Here is a 13,594-nt window from a genome sequence, read left to right on the forward strand (position 1 = left end):
CCTGCCACCCGTCACTGACAGGCGGAAAACGGCCATGCCCCTAAGCCCCGGGACCCGTAAGCTGTCTTGGCCACCTACGCGCCTTACCGGAGACGACTTGCCCAGCCCCTACCGCGCCATATTCGCCCTGCCCGGCACCAAGAGCTTCTCGGTCGCCGGGTTCCTGGGCCGGATGCCCCTGTCGATGATGGGCATCGGGATCGTCACGATGGTCTCCCAGCTGACCGGCCGATACGGGCTCGCGGGTGGCCTGTCGGCCACCGTGGCGCTCTCGGCGGCGGCCATCGGTCCGCAGATCTCACGCCTCGTAGACCGGCACGGGCAGCGCCGTGTACTGCGGCCCGCCGCCCTGGTCTCGCTCGTCGCCGTCGCCGGTCTGCTGCTGTGCGCGAAGTTCGAGGCGCCGGACTGGACGCTGTTCGTCTTCGCCGCCCTGATCGGCTGTGTGCCCAGCGTCGGCTCGATGGTCCGGGCACGCTGGGCGGCCCTCTACAGGGACACGCCTCAGCTGCACACCGCGTACTCCTTCGAGTCCGTCATCGACGAGGTGTGCTTCATCTTCGGGCCGATCATCTCGATCGGTCTGTCGACCGCCTGGTTCCCGGAGGCGGGGCCCCTTCTCGCGGGCTGTTTCCTCGCGGCCGGTGTCTTCTGGCTGACCGCGCAGCGTGCGACCGAGCCGGTGCCGCATCCGCGCGGACAGCACTCCGGGGGGTCCGCCCTGAGGTCGCGCGGTCTTCAGGTCCTGGTGGCGACGTTCGTGGCAACTGGCACGATCTTCGGCGCGGTGGACGTGGTGACCGTCGCTTTCGCCGAGGACGAGGGCCACAAGGCGGCGGCCAGTCTCGTGCTCGCGGTGTACGCGGCGGGTTCCTGCGCCGCGGGAGCGGTCTTCGGGCTGTTGCACTTCAAGGGGGCGCCCGCACGCCGGTGGCTGGTCGGTGTGTGCACGACAGCCGTGAGTATGATCCCCCTCCTACTGGTCGGGAACCTTCCGTTTCTGGCCGTGGCGCTCTTTGTCGCGGGCCTGTCCATCGCACCGACGATGATCACGACGATGGCTCTCGTCGAGCAGCACGTACCACGCGCGAAACTGACCGAGGGCATGACCTGGGTGAGCACCGGACTCGCGGTCGGTGTCGCGCTCGGCTCCTCCGCGGCCGGCTGGGTGATCGACGCCGCCGGCGCGAAGGCCGGGTACGGGGTTCCGGCCGTGGCCGGCGCCGTCGCGGTGGCGGTCGGGTTCCTGGGGTACCGCCGGCTGAAGCAGCCGGTGCCGCAGCGGGGAGGAACCAATGAGCACGGGGAACTCGGGCAGCGAAACGACGCAAGCCCGGCAGGCCAGGACACGGAACGAACCGTGGCGTAACTGGGCGGGGAACGTCACCGCCCGGCCGGTCCGCGAGGTGACGCCCGCGTCGGTGGAGGAGCTCTCGGCGGCCGTCCGCGCGGCCGCCGACGACGGCCTCAAGGTGAAGGCCGTCGGTACGGGGCACTCGTTCACCGCGGCTGCGGCGACTGACGGTGTATTGATACGCCCTCAACTCTTGACCGGCATCCGCAATATTGACCGCGAAGCCGGCACCGTCACGGTGGAGGCGGGCACCCCGCTCAAGCGACTCAACCTCGCCCTGGCCCGCGAGGGCCTGTCGCTCACGAACATGGGCGACATCATGGAGCAGACGGTGTCGGGTGCCACGAGCACCGGCACGCACGGCACGGGCCGCGAATCGGCGTCGATATCCGCGCAGATCAAGGGCCTTGAACTGGTCACCGCCGACGGCTCGGTCCTCACCTGCTCGGACAAGGGGACCGCAGAAGAACGTGCGGTCTTCGCGGCCGCGCGGATCGGACTCGGTGCCCTCGGCGTCATCACGGCGATCACGTTCGCCGTGGAGCCGATCTTCCTGCTCACCGCCCGCGAGGAGCCGATGACCTTCGACAGGGTCACGAGCAACTTCGACGCGCTGTACGCGGAGAACGAGCACTTCGAGTTCTACTGGTTCCCGCACACCGGCAACTGCAACACCAAGCGCAACAACCGCAGCGCCGGGCCGGAAGCCCCCGTCAGCAGGTTCAGCAGCTTCCTCGAGGACGAGTTGCTGTCGAACGGCCTCTTCCAGGCGGTCAATTCACTCGGCCGCGCGGTCCCCTCGACGATCCCGTCGATCGCGAAGATCTCCAGCCGCGCGCTCTCCGCCCGCACCTACACGGACATCCCTTACAAGGTCTTCACGTCCCCGCGCCGCGTCCGCTTCGTGGAGATGGAGTACGCCGTTCCGCGCGCGGCCCTCGTCGAGACGCTGCGCGAGCTGAAGTCCATGGTCGATCGCTCGAACCTGCGCATCAGCTTCCCCGTCGAGGTCCGCACGGCCCCCGCGGACGACATCGCGCTCTCCACGGCGTCCGGCCGGGAGAGCGCGTACATCGCCGTTCACATGTACAAGGGCACCCCGTACCAGGCCTACTTCACGGCGGCCGAGCGCATCTTCACCGCGCACGAGGGCCGGCCGCACTGGGGCAAGGTGCACACGCGCGACGCGGACTACTTCTCGACGGTCTATCCGCGCTTCGGCGAGTTCACGGAGCTGCGCGACCGCCTCGACCCGGACCGCCTGTTCGCCAACGACTATCTGCGGCGGGTCATCGGCGACTGACCGCGCTCACTGCGTGGGCGTCTCGTCCTGCTGCTGCGGCACGTCGGCTCCGTCGCTGCTCTGCGAGGTGCTCGGAGTGGGCGTCGGGGTCGGCGTGGGCGTGGACTTGTCCCCGCCGGTACCGGAACCGCTGCCCGAGCCGTTGTCGTGACCGGTGTGGGAGTCCTCGCTCGCACTGGGCGTGGGCGTGGGCTCCTCGGTGACGCCCTTGCGCCCCCCACTGCCGTCCTGCGGGGTGCCGCTCTGTGTCCCGGAGCTGCTGCTGTCCGACGGCTCCTGCGAGGTGCTCGGCACGGGGGTGTCGTCGTTGCGGGGCGAGGGGGCGCCTCCGCCGGTGAAGGCCTCGCGGAGCGTGGTCCGCTGGCCGTCACCGCTGAAACTCTGCCCCGAGGCGAGCTCGTACGTCGTGATGCCGCCCATGGTCACTCCGAAGACCACGGCAGCGGCGACGAGGGGCCGCTTCCAGCTCCGCACGCGCGCGCGGTGCGTGGTCCCTTCGGTGAACTCGTCAGGGAGTCCGTCGATGAGCCCGTCGGTGAACCCGTCGCCCAAGTCGCCCGGCGGAGGCGGCAGTTCCGGACCACCGGCCCAGCCCCCGGCCCTGAGCAACTGGGTCTTCTCCGGATCGCCACCGCCGACGCCTGCGTTCAGGAGCTGGGTCCGGTCCGGATCACCACCACCGGCCGTCAGGAGCCGCGTCCGATCCGGATCACAGCCACTCGCCTTGAGGAACCGCGTCCGCTCCGGACCACCTCGTTCGGCCGTGAGGAGCTGAGTCCGATCCGAGTCACCAGCGGCGGCCGTGAGGAGCTGCGTCCGATCCGGGTCACCGCCACCCGCCTTGAGGAACCGCGTCCGCTCGGCGTCCAGCGCCGGCAGGACAGTCGTCGCGTCGGCATCCTGCGCCGGCGCACCGCCCATCCCCCAGGTCGTCGTCCTCGGGAGCACGTCCGTCCGCAACGCCGTCGTGGCCGCGGGCGGCACCACGGAAGCAGCGACCACGTCGGGCCGGAAGGTCTCCGGTACCGGACGCCCGTCCTCCGTCACCGGGACCTGCCGGCCCTTCGGTATCGCCTGGCCGGCGACATCGCGTATCTGCTCGCCCGTGCGCCGGAAGAAGTGCTGGAAGAGCGAGCCGCCGCAGGTGGCCAGCACGCTCACGACTCCCGCGCCCACGATCGTCCCGTACACACCGAGCCCGGCGGCCAGCTTGGCCGCCACCACGGCGGCCACGGCACTGCCCGCCACCTGGGGCAGATTCAGGTCGAGCCGCTTCCCCTTGGGCTTTTCTTGTGCATCTTGGGAGGTTTTCGGCTTCTCGCCCATCTCCGACCCTTGCCTGCCTTTCTCGACTTACTTCACGAGATAGGGACGGGTGCACGAAGTGATTAGTTCCGTTTCAGGGGATTCCGTGAAGCACGCCACGTCGGTGAACCCCGAACGAGTGATGCCCCGTACCCAACTCCCGTCCCCCATGAGAACTTCGATGGCGTGCCGGTCCACCCGAGTGGCCCGAATGGAGTACCGTTGCGAGCCCTGGGTCCGGTCTCCCGTCAGGGTGCCCGGGGCCTTCCAGGACCGCCGGGAGGGGGTTCGTTGCACAGGGTGACGAGCTCGGTGACTTAGCGTTGCGAACAGGTAACCGTGCCATAACGGCGATCCAGGGCCCAGGCCCGACACGCCGGGCAACTCGGCAAGGTTGTGGCAGGCTGCACCCGGGCAGGCCACACTCGACTAGCGGAAGCAGCGACGCACGTGACGTCGGCAGGCACCACCCGGGAGGTCCCCATGCCCGAACTGCGTGTCGTGGCCGTCTCTAACGACGGCACACGGCTGGTGCTGAAGGCTGCGGACAGCACGGAGTACACGCTTCCGATCGATGAGCGCCTCCGGGCCGCCGTGCGCGGCGACCGTCCGCGCCTCGGCCAGATCGAGATCGAGGTGGAGAGCCATCTCCGCCCCCGCGACATCCAGGCGCGTATACGTGCCGGTGCCTCCGCCGAGGAGGTGGCCCAGCTCGCCGGCATCCCCGTCGACCGCGTCCGCCGCTTCGAGGGCCCTGTCCTCGCCGAGCGTGCCTTCATGGCCGAGCGGGCCAGGAAGACCCCCGTGCGCCGCCCCGGCGAGAACGCGGGCCCCCAGCTCGGCGAGGCGGTGCAGGAGCGTCTGGTGCTGCGCGGCGCCGACAGGGAGACCGTCCAGTGGGACTCCTGGCGTCGCGACGACGGCACCTGGGAAGTCCTGCTCGTCTACCTGGTCGCGGGTGAGCCGCACTCGGCGAGCTGGACGTACGACCCGCCCCGGCGGCTCGTCCAGGCCGTAGACGACGAGGCGCGCTCGCTCATCGGCGAGACCGACGACATCGCCACGCCGGAACCCAGCTTTCCGTTCGTGCCGCGCATCGCGAGGCTGCCCCGCGACCGCCCGCTCGACCGGGCCCTCGACCGGCAGCTGGAGCGCCCCGCGTCGCCGGCCCCCGTACCGGAGATCACCGAGGAGAGCCCGACGGCCGTCTCCGCCGCCGAGCGTGACTCGCTGACCAGCCTTCTGGAAGCCGTACCCAGCTACCGCGGCGACATCGTGGTCCCCGAGCGCCCCACGGTGCCCGCACCCGAGCCCATCACGGACGAGCCGGAGCCCTCCGAGGCGGAGGAGCCGCCGGCTCCCGCCGCGTCCGCGGGAGCGGGTTCCGCCTACGCGGACGTCCTCATGCCCCGCAGCGTCGCGGGACACCGGGACCGTCTCACCGGCACCACCGACCGCCAGGCCGAGGCCGACGGGGTCCGTCCCGGACGGCGCGCGGCCGTGCCGAGCTGGGACGAGATCGTCTTCGGCACCCGCCGCAAGAAGCAGGACTAGCCACAAGCCGTTCGGAGAACGCGAGGCGTACGCAGAACACGAACGGCATGCAGAGGAGGCCCGCGCCACATCGGTGCGGGCCTCCTCTCGCGTTCTCAACTGCCGATGCCCTACTGAGGATCGGGGCCGGTCGCCACGGGGCGTGACTCGTCCGAGGACCACTCGGACCACGAACCGACGTACAGCGCAGCGTCGATGCCCGCCACCGCGAGGGCGAGCACCTCGTGGGCGCCCGAGACGCCGGAGCCGCAGTACACGCCCACCTCGCCCGAATCCCCGGACGCACCAAGGGACTTGAAGCGGGAGGCGAGCGCTTCGGCGGGCAGGAAACGGCCGTCCTGTGCCACGTTCTCCGCCGTCGGAGCGGACACCGCGCCCGGGATATGGCCGCCGACGCGGTCGATCGGCTCCACGTCGCCCCGGTAGCGCTCGGCGGCGCGGGCGTCGAGCAGGACCCCCGAGCGGGCCAGCGCGGCCGCCCCGTCGGCGTCCAGGAGCCCCACGGCGCCCGGCGCGGGCTCGAAGGTGCCCGGCACGGGCGACGGCACCGAGGTCTCCAGCGGGCCCTCCCACGCACCGAGACCGCCGTCCAGCACTCGCACGGACGGGTGACCCGTCCAGCGCAGCATCCACCAGGTGCGCGCGGCGGCCCAGCCCTGTCCGCCGTCGTACACGACCACGTCCCGGTCGGCCGACACGCCGGCCCGCCGCATCACGGCGCCGAAGGACGCGACGTCCGGCAGCGGATGCCGGCCGGCCGCTCCGGCCGGTCCCGCGAGGTCGGCGTCGAGGTCGACGTAGACCGCGCCCGGGATGTGTCCGGCCTCGTATGCGGCCCGTCCGTCGAAGGCCGGGGCCCCTGCGGCCTTGGCCGCGCTCAGCTGCCAGCGGATGTCGAGGATGACCGGCGGGTTCCCGCCCGCCGACTCGCTCGCGAGTTCGGTTGCGGAGATGATGGCATTCATGAGGGCCATCCTTGCTCATGGTCTGGCCCGAGCGCCGTCGGTCGGCTAGCGTGCACGATCGACTACCGAGCGTTGACCGACCGGACATCGCGAGGCCATGGCGCGGCAATTGATACGGACATCTCACCGGGCATCCTCGTGCGAGGAGTCTGTCCGTGGCGGCGCGGCCGATGAGCGTCGCGCGGCCATGGAGTGCCAGCATCAGCTCGGGCGCGTTGCGACACGTGATTTTGTTCCGAGGAGAGAGTGACGATGACCGAGGCAGCAGCCAGGCGCGCGCCGGGCACCCCGTGCTGGGTGAGTCTCATGGTGCACGGCATGGCGGCGACCCAGGAGTTCTACGCGGCTCTGTTCGGCTGGGAGTTCCGGCCGGGACCGCAGCAGCTCGGCCCCTACGTGCGGGCCCTGCTCGACGGTCACGAGGTGGCGGGGATCGGGCAGATGCCGCCCGACCGCCATCTGCCTGTCGCCTGGACCCCGTACCTCGCCTCGGACGACGTGGACGCCACGTCCGAGAGCATCCGCCACTGCGGCGGCACGGTCGGCGTCGGCCCGATCGACGCCGGGGAGGCGGGCCGGATGGCCATCGCGTCGGACCCTGCGGGCGCGGTGTTCGGCATCTGGCAGGCGGCCGAGCATCTGGGGATGGCGCTCACCGGGGTGCCGGGGGCGCCGGCGTGGAACGAGCTCGTGACCCAGGAGACTGCGAGCGTCGCCAAGTTCTACGAAGTGACCTTCGGCTACGAGGAGGAGGCCGTCGTCTCCGCCGACTTCGACTATCTGACGCTGCATCTGAACGGCAGCCCGGTGGCGTCGGTGCACGGCGTGGGCCAGGCGCTCCCGCGCGACCGGGGCGCGCACTGGATGACGTACTTCGAGGTGGCGGACGTCGACGAGTCGGTGTCCCTGGTCGAGGAGCTCGGCGGCCACGTCCTGAAGCCCGCGCGCGACGGCTCCCAGGGCCGCCTGGCGACGGTCGCGGACCCGGAGGGCGCGGTGTTCACCCTCGTACGGTCGGCGCCGCGCGAGGAGGACGAAAGGCCCTAGGGCCTCCTGGCGGAGGTCAGCGGCGGTTCAGGCCGAAGCGATCGGCAGCACTTCGGGAGACAGGGCCGCCGCGTGTGCCGTGGCGCTTGTCAGCTGCTTGCGGTGGTGGCGTCGGCACAGGACCTCGTAGCCGACCTCGTCGTCGCTCCGGTCGACGTCCCCGACGACGACCTGGGCACCCTCGACGACCATCCGGCCACCGACCGTGCGGGCGTTGTGCGTGGCGCGGGCGCCGCACCAGCACAGGGCCTCGACCTGGAGGACCTCGACGCGGTCGGCGAGTTCGACCAGGCGCTGGGAACCGGGGAACAGCTTGGACCGGAAGTCGGTCGTGATGCCGAAGGCGTAGACGTCGAGGCCCAGGTCGTCGACGACGCGGGCGAGCTGGTCGATCTGGGCGGGGGCGAGGAACTGCGCCTCGTCCGCGATGACGTAGTCCACTCGGCCGCCCTGGGACAGCTGGTCGACGACGTACGCGTACACGTCGAGCTCGTCGGCGACCTCGACGGCGTCGGTGACGAGGCCGAGACGCGAGGAGAGCTTGCCCTCACCGGCCCGGTCGTCGCGCGTGAGGATCATGCCCTTGAGGCCGCGCGACGAGCGGTTGTGCTCTATCTGGAGAGCCAGGGTGCTCTTTCCGCAGTCCATCGTTCCGGAGAAGAACACGAGCTCGGGCATGGGGAGTTGAGGACCTTTCCGCGGTGGTGGGGGGCGATCAGGAGCGTACTTCGAGCAGCGGTACGAGCTGCTCGGCGGGGGTCATCGAGCCGTGGTTGCCGACCATGGCCGACTCCTTGGGCTCCCGCTCCGAGGCGATGATCACCACGTCGTCGTGGGCGGCCGCGATGACGTCGCCCAGCCGGCCGTAGACCCGCTCGTCGATGTGCGGGCCGAACCAGCCGGCCTCGATCGCCTCGTCCCGGCTCGCGATCCAGAACTGCTCGCCGAGCACCTCGCGCCACACGGTCAGGACGTCGGACTCGGCGCCCGGCACCGCGTAGACGTGGCGGGCGCGGCCCTCGCCGCCGAGGAGGGCGACGCCGGCGCGCAGTTCCCAGTCCTCGTCGAAGTCGATGCGGGACTGCTCGTCGAACGGGATGTCGATCATGCCGTGGTCGGCCGTGATGTAGAGGGCGCTGCGCGGGGGGAGCTGCTCGGCGAGGCGCTGGGCGAGGCGGTCCACGTACATGAGCTGGCCGCGCCACGGGTCGGAGTCGACGCCGAAGCGGTGGCCCTTGCCGTCGACCTCGCTGTAGTACGTGTAGACCAACGAGCGGTCGCCCGCCGCCAGTTGCTCGGCGGCCAGGTCCATGCGGTCCTCGCCGGAGAGGCGTCCGCGGAAGGTGCCGCCGCTGAGGGCGATCTTTGTGAGAGGCGTCGACTCGAACGCGGGGGCGGAGACCTGCGCGGTGTGCACCCCGGCCTCGTGGGCGCGCTGGAAGATCGTCGGGTACGGCTGCCAGACGTGCGGCTGGGTCCAGGGGATCCAGCGGAGCTGGTTCATCAGCTCGCCGGTGTCCGGGTTGCGGACCGTGTAGCCGGGCAGGCCGTGCGCGCCGGGCGGCAGGCCCGTGCCGACCGAGGCGAGCGAGGTCGCGGTGGTCGCCGGGTAGCCCGCTGTGATCGGGCGGCCCGTGCCGCCGCGCGAGGAGGCGAGGAGCGAGGCCAGGAACGGGGCCTCGTCCGGGTGGGCCTGGAGCTGCTGCCAGCCGAGCCCGTCGATCAGGAACACGCACGCGCGGTCGGCGGGCACGAGCTCGGGTATCGCCTGAGTGCAGCCGGGGACGCCCAGGTGGGAGCCGAGGGTGGGCAGCAGGTCGGCGAGGGAGCCGGCGCCGTACTCGGGCACAGGGGCGGACCGGACGGCGAGAGGCTCTACGTCGTCCCAGGCAGGCGTGGCCATCAGCGCGCTGTCGCCGCGGTCGCCTCGGACAGGGACTGGGCGAAGGCGAGGGTCTGACGGACGGTGTCGGGGCCGTCCCCGGTCTCGCTGACGCGCAGGCTCAGGTCGTCGGCGGTCGAGCTGCCCGTGTACCCGTGGTCCGCCTCGCAGTTGGGGTCGCCGCAGGCCGCGGGCTCCAGGTCGATGCGGGCGACGGCGCCCCAGCCGATGGTCAGGACGACCTCGCGGGGCAGGGTGCCCGGGACGTACTTCTCCGGGTTGGCGACGACGCGGCTGAGCACGACCGACGAGATCCGGCCGAGCTTCACGGATTCGGTGGACGTCGTGGCGTACGGCGTCGGCGACGTGGTGTCGGCGGCCTGCTCGTCGGTGTGGCTGACGATGAAGCGGGTGCCGGTGAGGACGAGCACGGTGACGTGCCTGCGCACCTCGTTCGAGTCGAAGGTGGTCTCCTGGTGGACCAGATACGACCCGATGGGTTCGCCGCCGACCGCGGCCTCCACCGCCTCGGCCACGAGGGCCGGGTAGTAGCCGCTGCGCTCGATCGCCGCGCGGAGCCCTTGGGTCGTCGTACTGGTCTTGGCCATGAGGTCCATCCTAAAGCCCGGCGGGGGGCTCGCGGTGCGCCTGTGGACGGGTGCGGAAAACACCCGTATGTGGGGCTCGTCTCACCCGGCCCGCTCAGTACGCGGGCAGGGTGCGCGGGCCGAGGTCGTCGCGGGCGGGCGGCGGGGCGAGCCGTATCGAGGCGCCGAGGACCGAGAGGCCGCTCTGGGCGACGACGACGGGCTCCAGGGAGACCGCGACGACCTCGGGATGGTCGTCCACGAGCCGCGAGACCCGTTGCAGCACCGCTTCGAGCGCGGCCGTGTCGACCGGCGCGGAGCCGCGCCAGCCGAAGAGCAGGGGCGCTGTCTTGATGCCTCTGACGATCGACTGGGCGTCCCGGTCGGTGACCGGAATCAGCCGGTGAGCCGTGTCGCCGAGCAGCTCGGACGCGGCGCCCGCGAGCCCGAAGGAGAGCACCGCGCCCGCGGCCGGATCGATGACCGCGCGGACGACGGTGTCGACGCCGCGGGGTGCCATGGCCTGGACTACGGGCCGCAGCTCCTCGGGCTTGCCGAGCGTCTCGGACAGCTCTTCGTACGCGCGGCGCAGCTCCTCCTCGTTCGCCAGGTCGAGGCGTACTCCCCCGAGGTCGGCTCGGTGGCGCAGGTGCGGGGCGGTCGTCTTGAGGGCGACGGGGTAGCCGAGGGTGCGCGCGGCGGCCGCCGCCTCGTCGGGTCCGGGGGCGGGCAGGGTCTGCCGTACGTCGATGCCGTAGCGGGCGAGGAGGGCGCGGGCGTCCTCGGGGGCGAGCTCGGCGCCGCGCGGGTCGTCGTCCTTCGCGAGGAGCGCGGTGATGAGCTCGGCGGCGCCCGTCTCGTCGATGTCCTCGTACTCGGGGACCTTGCCGGGCTCCGCCGCGTCGCGCCGCCACTGGGCGTACTTGACGGCTTCGGAGAGGGCGCGGACGGCGCGCTCGGCGGCGGGGTAGGCGGGGATGAGCGCGGGCGTCGGGGCGGGCTCGTCCGTGGGCGGGCGTCCGGCTGGGGGGCCACCGGGGGTCCTGGCGAGCGCGCGGGGGCCGGTGCTGGTGGCCGCGGAGAGCGCTTCGGCGAGGCCGCCGAGCTCCACATGCACGACCAGGACGGGCTTGGTGGGGGTGCCGGCCGCGGCCGAACTGAGGGCCTCGGCGAGCGCCGCGTCCTCGGCGGTCGACTCCCCCACCGCCGGCATCGCCGTGACGACGACCGCGTCGCACTTGTCGTCCGCGAGCGCCTCGGTGAGCGCCGCGTGGAAGTCCTCGGCGGACGCCGCGGTCGTCAGGTCCCGCGGCGGCTTCGGCCGCAGGCCCTCGGAGAGGCAGACGTCGTACGTGAGGAGGCCCAGCGACTCCGAGTTCCCGAGGATCGCGACGCGGGGGCCCGCCGGGAGGGGCTGGCGGGCCAGCAGCAGGCCGGTGTCGACGAGTTCGGTGATGGTCTCCACGCGGATGACACCCGCCTGGCGCAGCAGGGCGGAGACGGTGGCGTACGGCAGGCGCGTGGCGCGGACCGCGTGGCCGAGGGGCGCGACGCCGCTGTGCCGGGCGCCCTGCACCACGACGAGGGGCTTCGCGGCCGCCGTGCGGCGGGCGAGGCGGGTGAACTTGCGCGGGTTTCCGATGGATTCGAGGTACATCAGGGCGACGTCCGTGTCCGGGTCGTCGTACCAGTACTGGAGTACGTCGTTCCCCGACACGTCCGCGCGGTTGCCGGCGGAGACGAACGTCGACACACCTGTCACTCCGGTCACGCCGCCGCCGCGCCGCTGGAGGCGGGCGAGCAGCGCGATGCCGATGGCTCCGGACTGGGCGAACAGGCCCATGCGGCCGGCGCGCGGTATCTCGGGCGCGAGCGACGCGTTGAGCCGCACCTCGGGCGAGGTGTTGATGACGCCGAAGGCGTTCGGCCCGATGAGGCGCATGCCGTACGAGCGGGCCTGGCGCACCAGTTCGCGCTGGCGGGCGCGACCCTCGCTGCCGGACTCGGCGTATCCGGCGGAGACCACGACGATCCCCTGCACACCGCGCTCTCCGCACTCGGTGACGACTTCGGGGACGTACCGCGCGGGGACGGCGACGACGGCGAGGTCGACGGGCTCGGCGGCGTCGATGTCATGGACGGAGCGGCGGGCGGGGACGCCGTCCAGGTCGCGCAGGTCGTCGGGGAACGCCCTGTTCACGGCATGGAGGCGGCCGGTGAAGCCGGCGTCGCGGAGGTTGTCGAGGACGCTGCGGCCGACTCCGCCGGGCGTGCGGCCCACGCCGATGACGGCGACGGATCCGGGGGCGAGAAGCCGGTGCACCGAGCGCGCCTCGGCGCGCTGCTCGCGGGCGCGCTGCACGGCGAGCGAGGCCTCGGTGGGTTCGAGGTCGAACTCCAGGCGGACGACGCCGTCCTCGAAGTGACGCTTCTGGGTGTACCCGGCGTCCGTGAACACCTTGATCATCTTGGTGTTGGCGGGCAGTACCTCGGCGGCGAAGCGGCGGATCCCGCGCTCGCGGGCGACGGCGGCGATGTGCTCCAGGAGCGCGGACGCGACACCCCGGCCCTGGTGGGCGTCCTGCACGAGGAAGGCGACCTCGGCCTCGTCGGCGGGGGCGGAAGCGGGCATTCCCTGGGCGTTGATGCGGTCGTAGCGGACGGTCGCGATGAACTCGCCGCCCACGGTGGCCGCGAGGCCCACCCGGTCCACGTAGTCGTGATGGGTGAAGCGGTGGACGTCCTTGGCGGACAGGCGCGGGTACGGCGCGAAGAAGCGGTAGTACTTCGACTCGTCGGAGACCTGCTCGTAGAAGTTCGTGAGCCGCTCGGCGTCGTCGATGGTGATGGGCCTGATGCGCGCGGTGCCGCCGTCGCGCAGCACCACGTCTGCTTCCCAGTGGGCGGGGTATGCGTGCCGGTCCGACGGGGTCTGCATGGGCCAAGCGTACGGCGCGGCGGTGACGGTCGTACGGGTCGCGGCACGAGCGGGCCGAAGGCACTCTATGAGGGCCGACGGGCGTGTGCGGACGGGTATGTAGACCCACATCGGGCACGTCCACCGGTGTGGGAGACTGGTCTAGACAACCGTGAGAATCCTGAAGGGCAGCATCACATGGCTGAGCGCCGCGTCAACGTCGGCTGGGCCGAGGGCCTCCACGCCCGCCCCGCCTCCATCTTCGTCCGCGCGGCCACGGCGGCCGGCGTCCCCGTGACGATCGCCAAGATCGACGGCACCCCTGTCAACGCCGCCTCCATGCTCGCGGTGCTCGGCCTGGGCGCCGGCGGCGGCGAGGAGATCGTTCTGGCCTCCGACGTCGAGGGTGCGGACATCGCGCTCGACCGTCTGGCCAAGCTGGTCTCCGAGGGGCTCGAGGAGCTTCCCGAGACCGTCTAGTACGAGCCGGTGCGGGGTCGCTCAGCGCTGACCTGTACCGGGCCTCTGGATTCCGGGGCGCCGTTTACTGCTCGCAGAAGATCGCGCCAAATAAAGGGTCTGTTCGGATTTTCCGAGCAGACCCTTTTGCCTTCCGCGGCCCTGTTCTCATAATTCCGGGACAGCGGAAACAGAGCCCGTCGAAATGGACCGCCCTCTTT

General features: G+C 71.7%; 11 protein-coding genes. 5 read left to right on the plus strand and 6 right to left on the minus strand.

The window, feature by feature from the left end:
* The first annotated feature begins 97 nt into the window (after positions 1–97).
* A complete protein-coding gene (locus tag OG758_RS16560) occupies positions 98–1,369 on the plus strand; it encodes an MFS transporter (RefSeq protein WP_326710727.1) in 1,272 nt (423 codons plus the stop codon).
* Entirely contained in the window at positions 1,296–2,657 is a 1,362-nt protein-coding gene (locus tag OG758_RS16565) for a D-arabinono-1,4-lactone oxidase (protein WP_326710728.1), read from the plus strand. The genes OG758_RS16560 and OG758_RS16565 overlap by 74 nt, the downstream gene beginning before the upstream one ends.
* A 6-nt stretch (positions 2,658–2,663) precedes the next feature.
* Here the strand turns inward: OG758_RS16565 and OG758_RS16570 are convergent, their stop codons facing one another.
* Entirely contained in the window at positions 2,664–3,983 is a 1,320-nt protein-coding gene (locus tag OG758_RS16570) for a hypothetical protein (protein WP_326710729.1), read from the minus strand.
* Positions 3,984–4,445: 462 nt separating this feature from the next.
* Here OG758_RS16570 and sepH point away from each other — a divergent pair, with 462 nt between their 5' ends.
* Complete coding sequence (gene sepH, locus OG758_RS16575) at positions 4,446–5,516, plus strand: septation protein SepH (protein ID WP_326710730.1); 1,071 nt, start codon at positions 4,446–4,448, stop codon at positions 5,514–5,516.
* Positions 5,517–5,626: 110 nt separating this feature from the next.
* Here sepH and OG758_RS16580 read toward each other — a convergent pair whose 3' ends face one another.
* Positions 5,627–6,481 carry a sulfurtransferase gene (locus OG758_RS16580; protein ID WP_326710731.1) on the minus strand — a complete coding sequence of 285 codons (855 nt, stop codon included), beginning with the start codon at positions 6,479–6,481 and terminating at the stop codon, positions 5,627–5,629.
* A 252-nt stretch (positions 6,482–6,733) separates the two neighbouring features.
* Here OG758_RS16580 and OG758_RS16585 point away from each other — a divergent pair, with 252 nt between their 5' ends.
* The gene (locus OG758_RS16585) at positions 6,734–7,528 is read left to right on the plus strand and encodes a VOC family protein (RefSeq protein ID WP_326710732.1); all 795 of its coding nucleotides are present in this window, start codon (positions 6,734–6,736) and stop codon (positions 7,526–7,528) included.
* Positions 7,529–7,555: 27 nt separating this feature from the next.
* Here the strand turns inward: OG758_RS16585 and OG758_RS16590 are convergent, their stop codons facing one another.
* The 4 genes from OG758_RS16590 to OG758_RS16605 all read right to left on the minus strand — a co-directional run bounded on the left by OG758_RS16590 (position 7,556) and on the right by OG758_RS16605 (position 12,935).
* Positions 7,556–8,206 carry a thymidine kinase gene (locus tag OG758_RS16590; protein ID WP_326710733.1) on the minus strand — a complete coding sequence of 217 codons (651 nt, stop codon included), beginning with the start codon at positions 8,204–8,206 and terminating at the stop codon, positions 7,556–7,558.
* A 37-nt stretch (positions 8,207–8,243) separates the two neighbouring features.
* Positions 8,244–9,431: an alkaline phosphatase family protein gene (locus tag OG758_RS16595; protein ID WP_326710734.1), complete on the minus strand. Its 1,188-nt coding sequence runs from the start codon at positions 9,429–9,431 to the stop codon at positions 8,244–8,246.
* Complete coding sequence (locus OG758_RS16600; RefSeq protein WP_116513360.1) at positions 9,431–10,018, minus strand: DUF5998 family protein; 588 nt, start codon at positions 10,016–10,018, stop codon at positions 9,431–9,433. The genes OG758_RS16595 and OG758_RS16600 overlap by 1 nt, the downstream gene beginning before the upstream one ends.
* 94 nt (positions 10,019–10,112) lie before the next feature.
* Positions 10,113–12,935 (minus strand): bifunctional acetate--CoA ligase family protein/GNAT family N-acetyltransferase, encoded by a 2,823-nt coding sequence (locus OG758_RS16605; RefSeq protein ID WP_326710735.1) that lies wholly within the window; start codon positions 12,933–12,935, stop codon positions 10,113–10,115.
* A gap of 177 nt (positions 12,936–13,112) precedes the next feature.
* On the opposite strand from OG758_RS16605, the gene OG758_RS16610 reads away from it, so the two are divergent.
* Positions 13,113–13,394 (plus strand): HPr family phosphocarrier protein, encoded by a 282-nt coding sequence (locus OG758_RS16610; protein ID WP_266559038.1) that lies wholly within the window; start codon positions 13,113–13,115, stop codon positions 13,392–13,394.
* Positions 13,395–13,594 lie beyond the last annotated feature (200 nt).

The sequence above is a fragment of the Streptomyces sp. NBC_01474 genome, assembly GCF_035918215.1.
Classification (GTDB): Bacteria; Actinomycetota; Actinomycetes; order Streptomycetales; family Streptomycetaceae; genus Streptomyces; species Streptomyces aureus.